A 16,798-nucleotide genomic window follows, 5' to 3' on the forward strand; every position below is an offset into this window, starting at 1 on the left:
ACTACACCGGTCGAGCCAGTGGGACCCTTAGGCCCACTCCTTGGACGGAGACTGCCGGGAGCCCGGCCTGCAGATTCGCCACAAACCAGGTTCATGCCTATGAGATTGCTGCAGAGTCGCTTACCCGAAACATGTTCAGATCCATTGGCGGTAGCCCAGATCCGAGTTTCTCCAATCCGCTAGGAGTAACCCTTGACAGCAAGCAGATATGGCTTGTGAGCAGTGAAGAAAATAGGTACTTTATTAATAATATAGGAGAAGGTCAATTCACAATGGTTACGTTGGATGGTACACCTACCGGCTTACTTCATTTAAGTAATGGCGATTCTTAATTCAAGCAATTTTATCCATTATGTAAGTGGGAATGAGTTAAATGACTATCGTGGTGTAACCGGTCAATTTGCTATGGTGTTGTCTCCAGATGAACAGTGGATATGTATCCAAGGCACTGACTCATTGATGCTGTTCTCGACCAGAGATAAGACCGCAAGAACTGTCTCCATGACGGTTAACAAGTTCCAGGGTGGAATCAATTTCTCGAGGGACAGCCGGTATGTGGTCGTAATCAGGACCCGGAATGTATACACCGTAAGCGTCGTACGTACCTTTGACCTTCCACCTGAAGCTGATTATCAGCCATTGTTCTATTCCCTGACCAGCGGAATCTACAAATTACAGAGTAAATAAAGCGAGGATACAAGCTGCATAAGTGATGCTTAGATTGATCCCTGTGGCTTCTCAAGCCGCAGGGATTATCTTTAGAAATGATTAGAACTGGGAGGGTGGACGGATGAAGGGCATTATTCTGGCGGGCGGCTCGGGGACGAGGCTGCATCCGCTGACGAAGTCGATCTCCAAGCAGATTCTGCCGGTATATGACAAGCCTATGATCTATTATCCGCTGTCTGTATTGATGCTGGCAGGCATCCGGGATATCCTGATTATCTCCACCGGGAGAGACATCCGGCTGTTCCAGGATCTTCTGGGCAATGGCGAACAGCTTGGCCTGTCCTTCCGATATGCGGTACAGGAGCAGCCGCGCGGACTGGCAGAGGCGTTCCTGATTGGAGAAGAATTCATTGGTACAGATCATGTGTGCATGATTCTGGGCGACAATATCTTCTATGGACAGAGCTTCAGCTCTATTCTGGAGCGAGCTGTCCAGCGGCGGGAGGGTGCCACGATCTTCGGCTGCCGGGTACAAGATCCTTCGGCTTATGGTGTTGTTGAATTTGACAGCATGGGCAAGGCGGTAGCGCTGGAGGAGAAGCCCCTGTATCCCCGTTCCCATTATGCAGTGCCGGGCTTATACTTCTACGACCGTCAGGTCGTTGAGATCGCAAAACATATCCAGCCCTCACGGCGTGGTGAAATCGAGATTACAGATGTTAACCGGGAGTATTTAAGCAGAGGCCAATTGAATGTGGAGCTGTTCGGCCGGGGAATGGCCTGGCTGGATACCGGGACGCCGGATTCATTGCTGGAGGCAGCCAATCTGGTGGAGACGCTCCAGAAGCGGCAAGGCCTGTACGTGGCTTGCATTGAAGAGATTGCTTTCAATAAAGGCTACATTACCAGAGAGCAGCTTCTGGAGCTGGCAAGGCCGCTGCGCAAGCTGGCCTACGGACAATATTTGAACACCATAGCTGAAGAATCACTTACAGCGGGCGGATAAGGTCCATGGAGGAGGAGTTTACTTGAAGATATCTGATTATGTCATTGATTATCTCAAGCAGCAAGGTGTCTCCCATGTCTTCGAGTTCATTGGCGGGGCGATTGTCCATTTGCTCGATTCCGTCTCAGTTAGAGAGGACATCGAGTGTGTCTCTGTCCGTCATGAACAAGCAGGCGCATTCGCAGCAGAAGCCTATGCGAGAATGAACGGGAAGCTGGGTGTGGCTATGGCTACTAGCGGACCGGGGGCCTTGAATCTGTTAACCGGTATAGGCAGTTGTTACTTCGACTCCGTTCCCTGCTTATTCATCACCGGTCAAGTAAACACATATGAGTATAAATTCGACCGTCCGGTCCGGCAAATAGGATTCCAGGAAACGGATATTGTCAGTGTCGCGCAGCCGTTAACCAAATATGCAGTCATGGTTACGAAGCCGGATCAGATCAGGTATGAGCTGGAAAAGGCTGTGGCGCTCGCGCAAAGCGGCCGGCCCGGCCCGGTGCTTCTGGATCTTCCGATGAATCTTCAGCGGGCAGAGGTGGAGCCTGATACGCTGGCCAGCTTCTATGATAGTGTTGAATATCAGGAGCTTGTGCAAGATGACGGCGACTTAGACGAAGCCGTTGTTGCGGATATCCTGAAACGGCTTGAGGTAGCCAAGAGGCCGCTGATTCTGGCGGGCGGGGGAGTGAGGGCCGGTAACTCCGAAGCGTCATTATCCCGGTTTATTGAGCTGACCGGAATCCCCGTTGTTACTTCATTAATGGGATTGGATGTCATCCCGCATGACCACCGGTTATATACAGGTCTGATCGGGTCATACGGCAACCGTTACAGCAATCTTATCCTGGCGAATTGTGACTTGTTACTTATCCTCGGCTCAAGGCTGGATACCAGACAGACCGGAACCAGACCGGATACCTTCGGGCGCGGCGCTGACTTGATCCATGTAGATATTGATACTAACGAGCTTAACAGCAAAGTTAGCGTAAGCCTAGCCGTTCACTCCAGTCTGAATGTATTTCTGGAGAGGATGAATGAGGCATTAACCATATTTAGCAAGCCAGATACTACTGCATGGTTAGACTATATTACACTACTTAAGAAGCAATATCCTACCTATTCCTTCACTCCGCAGGCTGATGAAATTGAACCGAACCGGTTCATGGAGCTGTTGTCCTCCAGATCAGAGACCTTCCATACGGTATGTCTGGATGTGGGCCAGCATCAGATGTGGGCTTCGCAATCCTTCAGGCTGACCGGGCATCAGAGGTTGCTTAATTCCGGAGGGATGGGGGCCATGGGCTTTGCCCTACCGGCTGCTATCGGTGCCTGTCTGGCCACAGGACAGGAGACGCTTGTGATTGCAGGGGATGGAGGATTTCAACTAAATATCCAGGAGCTTGATACGGTGGTCCGGCTGAATCTGCCCATTAAAATCGTCGTTATGAATAATAGCTCGCTTGGCATGGTTAGGCAATTCCAGGATTTATATTTCGCAGGCAGACAACAATCGACGGTGAATCCTAATCCTTCGTTCATTGATATTGTTAGAGCGTATAAGCTCCCGGCATATACTATGAATACGATGGCTGATATGCATCAGCTTAATCAGTTCCTGAGTGTGGATGGGCCGGCTTTCCTTGAGGTAAAGCTGGATAAGGATACCAATGTCTATCCCAAGCTGGTGGTGAACCGGCCGATTGAGGACATGTATCCTTACCTGGACAGGGAGGAATTAAAAAAGATCATGCAAATCGATCTCGTGGACGAAACGGATATTTCAACTTGATCTGACGGACACATTCCAGACTTGGCGCATATAGTGGTATTCACAGAGCAGAGAAGATTTGGCGGATGGGGAGGAAGCCTATTCTATCGAGACCATCCGCTAAGTCCACACCAAACCTGTATAGATGAATACTACTATATTAATCATTAAGTATGCTGCTGACGGGAGGGTCCGCTGATCATGCGGATTTGGCATGATTCCCGGCGCATACTGGAATGAAATCCAAATCTGTAAGGATGTGACCATGTAATGGCTTTTTTATCAACAGGACCTATTGAGAATAACCCTGTGAACGGAGTCAGACCTACTCAGCAGGTTACTGTCAAAATTGATAACCGCAGCGAGGCTTCGGCTTACTCACTCACCATTCAGGGTTATCAATTGACCGGCGGAACGAGAGTGATGTACGTAAGCGAATTGCTCAACATTGCAGCGAATCAAGTCATTACGAAGAATTACTATGCTGATGTCAATGCTTATGAATTCACATTTATTACATCACCGAATTCATCGGAGGAAGTTGAGCCGGTGCAGATCTCGCTATGGGGAAAGAATTCATCGGGACAATTGGTCACTGCACACCGGTTAGTATCGGAAGAATTGTTAGGTGCAGACAAAGGTGGCGGCGGCGGAGCAACAGGACCGGCGGGACCTACAGGACCGGCAGGAGATAGAGGGCCGGCAGGAGAGAGAGGGCCAGCAGGACCTACCGGTGCCACCGGTCCAGGTGGAGGCGATTCTGGAGCTACTGGACCTACAGGGATCACAGGAGCTCCTGGTCCTACAGGAACGACAGGAGCCCAAGGACCTACTGGGACCACGGGAGTCCAAGGTCCTCAAGGACCCACGGGTTCTGGAGGAGGCGATCAGGGGGTCACAGGGCTTACGGGGGCCACAGGGCTTACGGGGGCCACAGGGCTTACGGGGGCCACAGGGCCTACGGGGGCCACAGGGCTTACGGGGGCCACAGGGTTTACGGGAGTCACAGGGCTTACGGGAGTTACAGGGCTTACGGGAATGACAGGAGTCACAGGAACGACTGGTCCTGTATTAGCAGGTGAAGGATTCTCGGTATTTCTGCCAACCTTGGTGACAGGCACCACGGCCACGTTTGTTGGCTGGGAAGAAACGTCGCCGTATTACGGCAATGCGGCATTCGACCAGGCCTTAGGGGAATATACCGTTCCAGAGACAGGAAGATATTCTGTTGAAGCCACTGTCAACTTTGCCTATACCGCAGCCATTGCCACTGCTTTAGACCCGGCAGCGAATCCGTCTTTAGTGGTACAAAGAACTACGCCAGCTCCAGTTACAGATCTGGTCACCGGATTATTACCGGTACTGGATGTAGATGTTACAGGAACGCTAACCCTTAGAACACTTCTTAGAAGCGGAACAGTCACACTGGCAGGTGAAGTGGAGCTTACAGCAGGTGATGTGATCATTCTCGTCTACCAGTCTAATGGAGTGGCGCTGGATGTGGATCTAGGTGCTACAACTTCTGGCGTAGTATGGTCTGTTCACAGATTAACCTGATCCTAGAATAGAGCCGCTTCACCTATTAGCGGATTAAGGAGCTATCCTTAGGGATGGCTTCTTTTGTATATCGCATCATTCTCAGGAGGCGGGGAGATGGAAGCAGAACAGGAAGGTCTGTTCAGTCTGTGTATGATTGTGAAGAACGAAGAAGCTGTGTTAGGACGTTGTCTGGACTCGGTCAGAGACCTGATGGATGAGATCATTATTGTGGATACGGGATCGACAGACAGGACTGTCACTGTTGCAGGCTGGTATACCGAGAAGGTGTTTACTTATCAGTGGGATGAGGATTTTGCAGCTGCCCGTAATTATTCCTATGAGCAGGCGACGATGCCTTATGTCATCTGGATGGACGCGGATGAGCTGCTGAGTGCGCCGGAAGCTGAGAAGCTGGCCCGGCTGAAGCAGCAGCTTGCGCAGGAGCATGAGGGGGTGGAGGTGATCTGGATGGGGGCCCGGCTATCTCCGCAGCCTTCCCAAGCTGCCCCAACTGTTGTCCCAGTGTATCCAGAGCGTCGTCCCCGTGTTGTGAAGCGCGGACATTTCCGCTGGCAGGGAAGGGTTCATGAAGAGTTGAACATTGGAGCGGGCTCTGCCTTGAATACAGACGTTTATATTGATCATCGTCCGTCTGCTGTTCATACGGAGCGCAACCTGCAAATTCTTAAGCGCTGGATCGCTGAGGAAGGCAAAGCTGAAGGAAGGCTGCTCTTCCACTATGCGAATGAATGCTTCGGCGCCCGGAACTATCAAGCTGCTGCTGCTTCCTATGAACAGGTATTGCGCGAGCTTAGCGGCTGGAAGGAGAAAAGGATTACATGTTGTCTGCGGTTGTCAGAATGTTACCGGGAGCTCGGTGAAGCGGAGCTCAGGCTGAATAGCCTCTTCCGCTCTTTCGGCTTCGGGCTGCCCCAGGCAGATGTCTGCTGCGCTATAGCCGGATTCTTCGAGGAGCGCCGGGAATGGGAGAGTGCAATCTACTGGTATCTCCAGGCAATCGGCCGGCAGACCGCGCCTCCGGGAGAACGTCCGGTCTCACAGGCCTGTTACACCTGGCTGCCTCATGTCCTGGTCAGCCGCTGCTTCGCCGCCGCCGGAGAATGGCAGCAGGCCTACCGGCATAATGAGCAGGCCTTAGCATACTTGCCGGGGAATCAGGTCTTGCTGGGCCAAAGAAGCGCATTACATCAAGTGCTCGAAGAGACAAGGTATAAGAAAGAATAATAAAGAAGCAGGCAGTTGGAAGATTACAACTGCCTGCTTCTTTATATACCGGACCTGTAAGAGAGCCTCCAGCCTGACTCTAGTTTTGGTAATTTACTGGACTTGCCGGTCCGGAATACCGTATAAACGGGCATGGCAGTGAATATCTTGGTTATGGAAGAGCGTAAACCGGAAAGGGGCTGCTATGTAGACATTATGAAGATAAAGATTGCCATACTAGGAGCCACAGGCCATATCTCTAAAAATCTGATTCTCGGTCTTGCAGTACTGCAGGAGTATGAGCTGTATATATTCTCACGATCCGCAGACAAGATGGCCCTTTTCCTGACGGAGTACCAGCTTCAGGAGCGTGTCAAGCTCTGTGAATACAATGAATTTGCACAAGCGGCGGACTATGATGTGATTATTAACGGGGTGGGGATCGGAGATCCGCATGACCTGGTTCAACATCCGTTCAAGGTCTTCCAGATTACCGAGCAATATGATAATCTGATTCTGGCCTATCTGCACAAGTATCCGACAGCCGTTTACATTAACTTGAGCAGTGGGGCGGTGTACGGGTCTGACTTTGATCAGCCTGCTACAGACGGGAAGTGGCTTAAGCTTGATCCTAACCATCTGTCCGCGAAGGAATTTTACGGAATCGCTAAGCTGAACATGGAAGCTAAACACAGAAGTTTGAGCCGACACCGAATTGTGGACTTGCGGATCTTCGGTTTTTTTAGCGCGTTCATTGATTTGAACTCCCGTTATTTGCTGACGGATATTATTCATCACCTTAAGAGAGGAGAGATTCTTCTCACCTCAACGGACAACATCATTCGAGATTATGTGCATCCCTGGGATTTCATCCAGTTCATTAAGCTATGTATGCTGGAAGGGATACCGAATGATGTCTATGATGTGTACTCGCTGAAGCCTGTTGCGAAGTTTGAGATCCTTGACTACTTTGCAGATTACCATGGTCTGAAGTATGAAATACAGGATAACCCTAACTATAACTCCATTACTGGCTCCAAAAATAACTATTATTCGCTAAATGACCGCGCTTCCCGAATAGGGTACCTGCCCAGATACACCTCGCTGCAGAGCATACAGACCGGTTACGGGCATCTGTCAAGATCAGGATGTCATTCATAAAGTCATATATAGAGGTGAGAAGGATGAGATATTTTCAGAATCGTGTATTCGGTATGGAAGGATTGTGCAATCAATTAATGGCTTTGTATCGAACCATATCGGAAGCTTTCATGTGTGTCCAACAGGGAGAGGAGGCTTGTATTATTTTAGCAGATGGCCAGACTCGTAATTTTATTGATTTATCAGATGAGGATTTTTTCTCGCCCTTGCCTATTGAGGCTTTCATAGAGGTGGATCAATTTCACAGAGCACTGGCTGCTAAAGGGGTGTCCCTCCTGCGTCCGTGGGATGTCGTCGCATCACATGAACCCATTAATGAATGTTCCCGTTTTCCCATCAGTCCAATGTCCCCGGATGATTCCCGCAATATAGGCATCTGGATCGCAGAGTCTATTCCGTTCGCGCAGAAGCCGTTGCTCTTGGCTCAGTCAATCCTCGGCTGGATGTCTCAGCATCCTTGCTGGGCTGCTCTTCAGATGCGCCTTGAAAGTGATGTTATGTACAATCAGAACTTTCAATATGATGAGTATGTGCGGGAACAAGACCGCTTGGCAACTGACTCCATAGCCCAATTTCCTGAAGTATCGGCAGTTTATGTAGCAACCGGGGTCAATGAAGAATTTCTATTAGAAGCAATGCCTGAATTCAGAGAGAGACACTCCCAGGCCATCATACTAACCAAGCGCAATTTTCTAAGGCTCTCGCCGGAGATGTTGGCCGAATTCGAGTCATTATCTCTGGAAGAACAAGCCTTAGTAGACTGGCTGGTCTGTCTGGGCGCACCATATTTCGCGGGCCCGCACACCTCATCCTTTGCGTACTTGGCCGGATATATGCGCCACTACCGCGGCTTTGAACCCGACAGCACGTCATTATGGCCTATCTACATGTTGTACTGGGACATGTGGTTTCCCAAAGTATGAATGATAATGAACGGGACTAAAAACTAAATTCATGAATCCCCGCCCTTAGGGAATCATAGAGCTCTGAGAGACCTCTCTAATTCTGACAAGATAAGGACGGAGTTCATGAATCAGACTTCTGGATCAGCGGGAAAAGACAAGAAACTGAAGTGGTGGCAGCTAAGCCTGCTCGGCATTGCGGGGACAATCGGCACCGGGTATTTCCTCGGCTCGGGGCTGGCAATCACAATCGGCGGACCGGCGGTGCTGCTGGTGTACCTGCTCGCGGCGGCGGGAACGTATGTCGTCTTCGATGCCCTGGCCCGGATGACGGCGGCACAGCCGGAGCAAGGCTCTTTCCGCTCCTATGCCAAGCAGGGCTTCGGGAGCTGGGCGGGCTTCGGCAGCGGCTGGCTGTACTGGTTCTCGGAGCTGCTCATTATGGGTAGCCAGCTTACGGCACTGGCCATCTTCTCGCGGTTCTGGTTCCCGGGCGTACCGATGTGGATTTTTGCAGCGGGGTATGCGGTAGTCGCTCTGGGGATTGTATTCTTCGGGAACAAAGGCTTCGACCGGGTGGAGAACGTGCTGGCCGTCATCAAGGTGGCGGCTATTCTTATGTTCCTGGTGATAGCGGCTATGCTACTGGCAGGCTGGATCGGCGGCGGCAAGTTCACCCCGAAGGTTCCGCTCAGCTATAAGGAGGTGTTCCCGTCCGGGGGCATTGGGGTATGGTCCGCCTTTATCTTTGCCTTCTATGCGTATGGCGGGATTGAGGTGCTGGGGATTATGTCTTACCGGCTGCAGAAGCCGGAGGAGGCGCCGAAGGCGGGAAAGGTGATGCTGCTGGGGCTGGGAACCGTGTATATTTTGTCCATTGGACTGGCGGTGATTATGGTGCCGCTTAGTGCTTTTAACCCGAAGGAAAGCCCGTTCGTACTGGCCCTGCGCAGCGACCATCTGGCCTTCGTGCCCCATTTGTTCAACGGGGTGCTGATCATTGCCGGGTTCTCCACGATGACGGCATCGCTGTATGCGATTACCTCAATGATGATTACGCTGGCCCAGGAGGGGGATGCACCTAAGGTGTTCTCCAGGAAGTGGAAGGACAAGTATCCGCTGCTGGCACTGTGCCTGATTGCGAGCGGTCTGACGGGGACGGTGATTATGGCCTTGCTGCTGCCGGGAAAAGTATATGAATACATCACCACCGCCGCCGGACTGATGATTCTGTATAACTGGGCGTTCATCCTGCTCTCCTCGGGCAAGCTGCTGAAGGGGGGCGTGCTTAGCGCCGTGAAACGCTGGAGCGGGCTGGTGCTGATTCTGGTAGCGGTTACAGGCACCCTGTTCCATAAGCTGAGCCGCCCGGGCTTCTATATCAGCCTGCTGATTGTCTCGTTCATTGCGCTGGGGGACTGGATTGTTCAGCATATCCGCAAGCAGCAAGATGCTCCGGTTAAGGAATCCGGGCCGGAAGAGCAGGCTGGCGGCTATCCTTCGCTGCCAGGAGGACCCGCGTTCAGGATTAAGGGCATCCGGCTGCGGAAGAACAAGATCTAATGGAAGAAGAGCAACCGGGCAGCCTGAACGCCGAAATAGAAGCCGAATCCGACCAGAGACAGGCCGGATAATACTGAGACGGCCCGCAGTACCCGGACGGTCAGGAATTTGCGGAACATGCTGGAGGCGGCCGCCATGGTCACATCCCATAGCAGAATCCCGAGGACGATGGCACCGCTGTAGACCAATAACTGCTGCATCGGATACTCATTGACCGCCTTGGCTAAGATCGAGCCATAGATTCCAAGCCAGAACAGGATGGACAGGGGATTGAACAGTGACATCAGGAACCCGGAGGTGAAGGATCTGGACAGGGAGGCCTCGCTTCCCCTCATCTCTGCTCCCGACAATTCCCCCGAATGCCTGATGCTCTCTACTCCGGTGTAGACAAGGACAAAGAAACCGAACAGCCACAGGAAAGCCTTGATAAATGGGGCATCCAGCAGGTGAATCATGCCGAAATAAACCAGCAGCATGTAGATGATATCGGAGCTGATCGCACCGAGGCCGACTACCCAGGCATGCATGAAGCCTCCACGCAGACCTTTGTCCAGCTGGGCCGCATTGATGGGGCCGATCGGTGCCGACAGGGATAATCCGAGTACCATATAACCGATGAATATGTTAATGTTGTCCTCCTCCTTTATATAGCCAGTTTATTCAGCCAATGTCAGGATTAGGACAACCAGTAAGAGGACCGCGGATGACCGCCTCCACGCATAAGGGGCAATTCATTAAGCCATAATAGGCAGATGTGAATTCAGATGGAGGAATGGAATTAATTGCTTATTAACGTAATCATCGGATGGATTATTCCTTGGTGTATAGCCAGTTATTTTCTCAGACAAGACAGCTCAATTATCCTGCTCATCGCACCTATTGCAAGTGTAATCGCTTGTGTGTTCGATGAGGTCGGATACCATATGAAGTGGTGGAGCATTACCCCGGCCGGCTCGGGGATTCTATCCTTTCTTCCCTATAATCTGGGGATATTTCCGGTGGTCTCCTGTCTGCTTATCTATACGGTAAGGAGGTCTTCCCTGAATTCGCTGCTGCTTCTCCTGCTCTTTACATTCTGCAAAACTATGTTTGAGTTCTGCCTGGTGTTAAGCGGGAAAGTAAGCTATGCTTACGGCTGGAATCTGGGCTGGACGTTTGTATCTTATTTACTGGCCTGTTCGTTATGCTACGGCTGGTATCTGATCGTTAAGGGCAGGTCCCTCTTCAACTAATTCAGGTTCCACAGTAGCATTCCGATTCAAGGGTATAAATACAGTCGTTAGACCGACAATAAGCAGGATGCGAAACTAATTGAAGGTGGTTCGTCAATGAAAGGGTCAAAAGGGGCATTAATTGCACTGTCTTCCATCCCGCTGATTATGACACTGGGCAACTCCATGCTGCTGCCGATTCTGCCGCAGATTTCCAAGGAGCTGCGGATCAGTGCTTTTCAAGTCAGTATGATCATCACGGTCTATGGCCTGATCGCCATTCTGATGATTCCCATTGCCGGGTATTTATCGGACCGTTTCGGGCGGAAAATCGTGATTCTGCCCAGTCTGCTGCTGGCTGCCCTGGGCGGAGCAGGATGTGTAGCCGCAGCCTGGTTCTTCAAGGGAATCACTGCGTATTGGATCATACTGGCCGGACGCTTGGTTCAGGGGATTGGAGCCGCAGGCGCTTTTCCCATCGTGCTTCCGTTCGTAGGCGATCTGTTCAAGGATGAGAAGGAGGTCAGTAAGGGGCTCGGTCTGATTGAGACCTCCAACACCTTCGGTAAGGTGCTGAGCCCTATTCTGGGAGCTTATCTGGGGACCCTGCTGTGGTATGCACCCTTCATTGCGATTCCGGTCCTGTGTCTAATTTCATTCCTGCTGGTGATCTTCCTGGTCAAGCAGCCGAAGACCGGGGAGCAGGCGGTCAAGACAAGCCTTAAGCAATTCCTGACCGGGATCAGAGAGATTCTGCATGAGCGGGGGCGCTGGCTGTATGCCATTTTTGCGATTGGCGGCATCTGTATGTTTGCAACCTTCGGGGTATTGTTCTATTTATCGGAGATCCTGGAGTCGAAATATAACCTGCATGGTGCCTACAAAGGCTTCGTGCTGGCCGTTCCGCTTGCCCTGCTGTGTCTGGCATCTTACGGAAGCGGCAAGATCATCGGGAAAAACAAGCTGCTCATGAAATGGCTCGGCTTCGGCGGCATGGCCTTACTGACAGCCTCCACGCTAGTGACAGGTTTCAACGAGAACATCTATTTCATGGTAGGCTTCCTGAGTGTAAGCGGAATCGGGATCGGGGTGGTTCTGCCCTGCATGGATGCGCTGATTACAGAAGGAATCGAGAAGGAGAATCGGGGCACGATTACTTCCCTGTACAGCAGCATGAGATTCATCGGGGTCGCGCTGGGACCGCCGGTGGTGTCACTCTTAGTGAATCGGGGACACTGGACCTTGTTCGGCACCATGGCAGGTGTCGGTGCGGTTGGCGGCCTGCTGTCCTTCTTCGCGGTGACTCCCAGTAAGGAGGATTCGGAAGGAGAAGGGCAGCCGGAGCGGAGCCAGTATAAGCGGAAGAAAGCAAATCCATTGCGCCAGCGCGCACGGTAACTTAAGATCATACGAGCCATATGCAAGCATAACGCATTCTTCACATTCCTAATATAACATGGTATATTAGGATGTGTCTTTGAGAGAAAGTGGTAATGGAGGTGCTTGAATATGGCCAATGACTCGGGCTCGATCCCGATGTATGAAATGATTTTTAGAACGCTGCGCGAACGGATCACACAACATGAATATAAAGCCGGGGACCGGGTTCCCTCCGAGAAAGAGCTGTGCAGTGAATTCGGGGTGAGCCGGATTACAGCCAAGAAAGCCCTCAAGCTGCTGGCCGATGAACAACTGATTATCCGCCAGCCGGGCAGGGGCTCCTTCGTCGCTGATGCGAATTCGTTATTCATGAAACCGTTTGATTTCCAGCAGCCGCCCGGGACCCCCGGCAAGAAACAGATTATTGGACTGGTCATTACACACTTCAGTGATATGTACGGTACCGAGCTGATCTACGGGATGGAAGAGGCTTCGCGGGACCATGACGCCTTCCTGGTGGTGCGGCGGTCGTTCGGGATTCCAGAACTGGAAGAGAAGGCGATTCAGCAGCTTCTGGGGATTGGTGTGGATGGGCTGATTATTTTTCCGGCACAAGGCGAATACTTCAGCGCTGAGATTCTGAAGCTGGTCATTCAGAAATTCCCGTTCGTCATGATTGACCGTTACCTGAAGGGGATCCCCGCTTCGTCCGTCAGTACGGATAATGTGCAGGCCGCCAAGGAGGCAACGCGTTATCTGTTCGGGCTGGGACACCGGCATATCGGATTCCTGGCTCCGCCGCCGGCGAATACCACAGCCATTGAGGAACGGATCGACGGCATTATTGAAGCTCATGTGGAGCATAATCTGCTGTTGAACCGAGAGCTATGGATGGAGACGATTACGTCCACCATGCCCAATGTCTTCGACCCGCAGGCCCGGATCGCAGATGTGGACAGGCTGGTGGAGCATCTGCAGAAATATCCGCAGATTACGGCATTGTTTGCTGCGGAGTATGACATCGCTTTGCTGGTGGAGGAGGCGGCAGGCCAACTGGGACTGCGCATTCCCGAAGACTTGTCCGTCATTTGCTTCGACAGTCCCGATCCGCATGAGGGCTGCCGAATGACGCATATGCGTCAGAATCAGTTCAGCATCGGGAAGCAAGCCTTCGAGAATGTACTTACGATGCAGGGGCAGGAACAGCCTATCACCCGGATTCTGCTGCCGGCTCAATTCATTCCTGGCCGCTCAACCGCACAGGCCCAGCAGGAGTGAGTTGGTTGGTGTGAGGACCGGAGTGCCTGAAATGGCAGAATGCCAATGGCTGGAGTGAGATTAAAGCCTTCGTTTGCGAGGGCTTTTTTGTCGTTTCGGTATGTAGGTTCTTCATTCCACCCCCATCAAAGTAAATTCCCCATACATAGAAATAACATTTCTGTACATACTATTTATACCATTAGATCATGATAGTCTATAAATATACCAATAATATATTGACATATTTATAGTATTTGTTTACTATGATGAAAGCGTTTGAAATATTGATATATACTATTTGGAGGTGCAACATACAACCTTGAAACTGCAGAATGTAATTCCAAAGTCCGTCTATGATTTGATCGAGAAGGTACAGAGAGAGCTTCCAGACTCTTCCAAGCTGGCGAAGATGTTCGAGGACTGCATCATCAATACCATTGGTACCACGATTTCGCCAAAAGCGGACGGGACCACTTTTGTTATAACAGGTGATATACCAGCTATGTGGCTGCGTGATTCCGCAGCGCAGGTTCGCCCGTATCTGCTGCTTGCCGCCGAGGACCCGGGGATGGAAGCGATGATCGCGGGGCTGGTGAAGCGGCAGATGAATTATATCCTGCTTGATCCGTACGCCAATGCTTTCAATGAAACGGCGAACGGCCACGGACATCAATCCGATCTGACCGAGATGAGCCCATGGATCTGGGAACGCAAATATGAGATTGATTCGCTGGCTTATCCGATTCAGCTCAGTTATCTGCTATGGAAGAATAGCGGCTGTGTCACGCAGTTCGATGAGACCTTCCGCCGGGCTGCCCTTGAGATCCTGAAGCTGTGGAGAGTGGAGCAGCATCATGAGACCAAGTCCCCGTACACCTTCCAGCGTCTGGATGCCCCGCTTACGGACACACTGGCCAGAGAAGGCAAAGGCAGTGAGACCGCATATACCGGGATGACCTGGTCGGGCTTCCGTCCAAGTGACGATAACTGTGAATACGGGTATCTGATTCCGTCCAATATGTTCGCTGTCGTTGTCCTGCGTTATCTGGAAGAGATTGCCCGTGAGATCTACGGGGATCAGGAGCTTGCAGCATCCGCGAAGAAGCTTGGCGATGAGATCAATCAGGGAATACAAGAGCATGGCATCTATAATCATCCCGTATATGGGAGAATCTATGCTTATGAGACGGATGGGCTGGGCCACTACAATCTGATGGATGATGCCAATGTTCCAAGCCTGCTGTCCCTGCCGTATCTGGGCTACACCGACGAGAGCGACGAGGTGTACCGGAATACCCGGAAGTTCATTCTGAGTGAGGATAACCCTTATTACTATAAAGGGCGCGCGGCGGAAGGCATCGGAAGCCCGCATACCCCGGAGGGTTATATCTGGCACATCGCATTGTCGATGCAGGGCCTGACTTCCCCAGAACGCAGCGAGAAAGCCCGCCTGCTTCAGCTCATTCAGGACACGGATGGCGGAACCGGCCTGACCCATGAAGGCTTCTCCGTGGAGGATGCCTCACAGTTCACCCGTCCATGGTTCTCCTGGTCGAATATGCTGTTCAGTGAACTGATTATGGATTATTGCGGTTTTCGGGTATTGAAGTAGCTCTGGTATGGTTTGATCTGCGGAAGAAACGGCTTAGCCGTTCTTTCTGAAGCTTTTATGAAAGCGTTATGAAACCACAAACAAAGGGGCAAGGACAAATGAAAACAAATAAATTAAAAGTAACGATGACAGCGGCCATGGCTTCCCTTCTTCTGTTGACAACGGCCTGTTCAAGCGGCAATTCCAATGCGGGTTCGGGAAATGCCGGAGGCAAGGAAGAAGTCACCATTACCTTCCGTTCGTCAGGCTCAGAAGATACATTGGCCAAATATTTCAAATCCGGGCTGATTGAGAAATTCGAAACCGCGAACCCGGATATTAAGATTAATATCGCTCCGGTACTGGCCAGTGAAGGGGACTATACCTCCAAGATCGTACTGCAGATGAAGTCTCCTGACACAGCGCCGGACATTGTGGCTGAAGATACCTCGATCATCAAGTCGGATGCGGCAGCCGGCTATCTGGAGCCGCTCGATACACAGGTTGCAGGCTGGAGTGACTGGAAGGACAAGTTCATTGAGAACCTCAAAGAAGGGGTAACCGGTGAAGACGGCAAAGTCTACGGCGTTCCGGCCACCTCCGATACCCGGGGAATCTGGTATAACAAAGAGCTGCTGGCGCAAGCGGGATTGCCGGTGCCTTTCAAGCCTGCGAACTGGGAAGAAGTGCTTCAGGCCGCACGTACCATCAAGGATAAGCTGCCGGGTGTAACCCCGCTGAATATGATCGTGGGCAAGTCCAGCGGAGAAGGCGTAACCATGCAGACCCTGGAAATGCTGCTGTATGGAACGAGCGACACGCTCTATAATGACCAAACGAAGAAATGGGTCGTAAGCAGTGCAGGTCTGCTCGACTCCTTCAAATTCATTAATCAGGTATTCAATGTGGATAAAACAGGACCAACGATGCAGGTTGCACTTAACGGACAAGCCGGCAGCATTGCCTTCCAGCAGCTCTTCCCGCAAGGCAAGCTTGCTATGGCGGTGGATGGAAGCTGGGCAGGATCGACCTGGTTCGAGAACGGCGCGGCTCCAATTGCGAATGTAGCAGAGAAGATGGGCTTCGCTCCATTCCCGACACAGACGGGTCAAGCCCCTGGAGCCATCACCATGTCCGGCGGCTGGGCCTGGTCGATTCCGGCACAATCGCAGAACAAAGAAGCGGCATGGAAATTCCTTGAATTCCTGATGAATCAGGAGAATGCTACAGGACGTGTAGTAGCAGAGGGCAACCTGAGCCCGCGTAACGATTCCGTGGATGTAGCAGGCTATACTGACCGTACGTTTACCGCCGAAGCTCAGGCTTTGCTGGAAGTGGCTAAATTCCGTCCGGCCAATGATCAGTATGCTACCGTATCCGCACAGCTTCAGAGCATTGTAGAGAGCATTGCATCCGGCAAGCTTACACCGGAAGATGGCGTGAAGCAGTTGAAGGATAACGTAGCCCGCTCGCTTGGCGAAGATAAAGTAGAAGTTAAATAGAGGATTTGAGAATTCGGAT

The 16,798-nt window shown here is 51.6% G+C and carries 13 protein-coding genes; 12 read left to right on the top strand and 1 reads right to left on the bottom strand.

Annotation, left to right across the window (positions count from 1 at the left end; translation table 11 throughout):
• The first annotated feature begins 790 nt into the window (after positions 1-790).
• From rfbA to MKX42_RS10960, 7 genes are all read left to right on the top strand, one after another.
• Positions 791-1,675, top strand: a complete 885-nt coding sequence (rfbA, locus tag MKX42_RS10930; RefSeq protein ID WP_340752518.1) for a glucose-1-phosphate thymidylyltransferase RfbA — start codon at positions 791-793, stop codon at positions 1,673-1,675.
• A 22-nt stretch (positions 1,676-1,697) separates the two neighbouring features.
• Positions 1,698-3,467: a thiamine pyrophosphate-binding protein gene (locus MKX42_RS10935; RefSeq protein WP_340752519.1), complete on the top strand. Its 1,770-nt coding sequence runs from the start codon at positions 1,698-1,700 to the stop codon at positions 3,465-3,467.
• Between the two features lie 249 nt (positions 3,468-3,716).
• The gene (locus MKX42_RS10940; protein ID WP_340752520.1) at positions 3,717-5,003 is read left to right on the top strand and encodes a hypothetical protein; all 1,287 of its coding nucleotides are present in this window, start codon (positions 3,717-3,719) and stop codon (positions 5,001-5,003) included.
• A gap of 96 nt (positions 5,004-5,099) precedes the next feature.
• Positions 5,100-6,230 carry a glycosyltransferase family 2 protein gene (locus MKX42_RS10945; protein WP_340752521.1) on the top strand — a complete coding sequence of 377 codons (1,131 nt, stop codon included), beginning with the start codon at positions 5,100-5,102 and terminating at the stop codon, positions 6,228-6,230.
• A gap of 195 nt (positions 6,231-6,425) precedes the next feature.
• Positions 6,426-7,370 carry an NAD-dependent epimerase/dehydratase family protein gene (locus MKX42_RS10950; protein WP_340752522.1) on the top strand — a complete coding sequence of 315 codons (945 nt, stop codon included), beginning with the start codon at positions 6,426-6,428 and terminating at the stop codon, positions 7,368-7,370.
• Positions 7,371-7,393: 23 nt separating this feature from the next.
• Complete coding sequence (locus MKX42_RS10955; RefSeq protein ID WP_340752523.1) at positions 7,394-8,293, top strand: hypothetical protein; 900 nt, start codon at positions 7,394-7,396, stop codon at positions 8,291-8,293.
• A gap of 105 nt (positions 8,294-8,398) precedes the next feature.
• On the top strand, positions 8,399-9,835 hold the full coding sequence (locus MKX42_RS10960) for an amino acid permease (protein ID WP_340752524.1): 1,437 nt from the start codon (positions 8,399-8,401) through the stop codon (positions 9,833-9,835).
• Here MKX42_RS10960 and MKX42_RS10965 read toward each other — a convergent pair.
• Complete coding sequence (locus MKX42_RS10965) at positions 9,832-10,443, bottom strand: LysE family transporter (RefSeq protein ID WP_340752525.1); 612 nt, start codon at positions 10,441-10,443, stop codon at positions 9,832-9,834. The two genes, MKX42_RS10960 and MKX42_RS10965, sit on opposite strands and share 4 nt — an antisense overlap.
• Before the next feature lie 174 nt (positions 10,444-10,617).
• Here MKX42_RS10965 and MKX42_RS10970 point away from each other — a divergent pair, with 174 nt between their 5' ends.
• The 5 genes from MKX42_RS10970 (at position 10,618) to MKX42_RS10990 (ending at position 16,779) form a co-directional block, all read left to right on the top strand.
• On the top strand, positions 10,618-11,067 hold the full coding sequence (locus MKX42_RS10970; protein ID WP_340752526.1) for a CBO0543 family protein: 450 nt from the start codon (positions 10,618-10,620) through the stop codon (positions 11,065-11,067).
• 96 nt (positions 11,068-11,163) lie between these two features.
• A complete protein-coding gene (locus MKX42_RS10975; RefSeq protein ID WP_340752527.1) occupies positions 11,164-12,444 on the top strand; it encodes an MFS transporter in 1,281 nt (426 codons plus the stop codon).
• A 111-nt stretch (positions 12,445-12,555) separates the two neighbouring features.
• Positions 12,556-13,704 carry a GntR family transcriptional regulator gene (locus tag MKX42_RS10980; RefSeq protein WP_340752528.1) on the top strand — a complete coding sequence of 383 codons (1,149 nt, stop codon included), beginning with the start codon at positions 12,556-12,558 and terminating at the stop codon, positions 13,702-13,704.
• 307 nt (positions 13,705-14,011) lie between these two features.
• Positions 14,012-15,298, top strand: coding sequence for a glycoside hydrolase family 125 protein (locus MKX42_RS10985; protein ID WP_340757664.1), 1,287 nt, complete (start codon positions 14,012-14,014; stop codon positions 15,296-15,298).
• Between the two features lie 98 nt (positions 15,299-15,396).
• Complete coding sequence (locus tag MKX42_RS10990) at positions 15,397-16,779, top strand: extracellular solute-binding protein (RefSeq protein WP_340752529.1); 1,383 nt, start codon at positions 15,397-15,399, stop codon at positions 16,777-16,779.
• The last annotated feature ends 19 nt before the right edge of the window (positions 16,780-16,798 follow it).

It is taken from the genome of Paenibacillus sp. FSL R7-0204, assembly GCF_038002225.1.
GTDB lineage: Bacteria > Bacillota > Bacilli > Paenibacillales > Paenibacillaceae > Paenibacillus_AQ.

What these genes read in the sequence shown, in the direction of transcription:
- MKX42_RS10980 (WP_340752528.1), top strand. Translation starts at nt 12,556, where the DNA reads ATGGCCAATGACTCGGGCTCGATCCCGATGTATGAAATGATTTTTAGA.
- MKX42_RS10960 (WP_340752524.1), top strand. Translation starts at nt 8,399, where the DNA reads ATGAATCAGACTTCTGGATCAGCGGGAAAAGACAAGAAACTGAAGTGG.
- MKX42_RS10940 (WP_340752520.1), top strand. Translation starts at nt 3,717, where the DNA reads ATGGCTTTTTTATCAACAGGACCTATTGAGAATAACCCTGTGAACGGA.
- MKX42_RS10990 (WP_340752529.1), top strand. Translation starts at nt 15,397, where the DNA reads ATGAAAACAAATAAATTAAAAGTAACGATGACAGCGGCCATGGCTTCC.
- MKX42_RS10945 (WP_340752521.1), top strand. Translation starts at nt 5,100, where the DNA reads ATGGAAGCAGAACAGGAAGGTCTGTTCAGTCTGTGTATGATTGTGAAG.
- rfbA (WP_340752518.1), top strand. Translation starts at nt 791, where the DNA reads ATGAAGGGCATTATTCTGGCGGGCGGCTCGGGGACGAGGCTGCATCCG.
- MKX42_RS10955 (WP_340752523.1), top strand. Translation starts at nt 7,394, where the DNA reads ATGAGATATTTTCAGAATCGTGTATTCGGTATGGAAGGATTGTGCAAT.
- MKX42_RS10965 (WP_340752525.1), bottom strand. Translation starts at nt 10,443, where the DNA reads ATGGTACTCGGATTATCCCTGTCGGCACCGATCGGCCCCATCAATGCG.
- MKX42_RS10950 (WP_340752522.1), top strand. Translation starts at nt 6,426, where the DNA reads ATGAAGATAAAGATTGCCATACTAGGAGCCACAGGCCATATCTCTAAA.
- MKX42_RS10975 (WP_340752527.1), top strand. Translation starts at nt 11,164, where the DNA reads ATGAAAGGGTCAAAAGGGGCATTAATTGCACTGTCTTCCATCCCGCTG.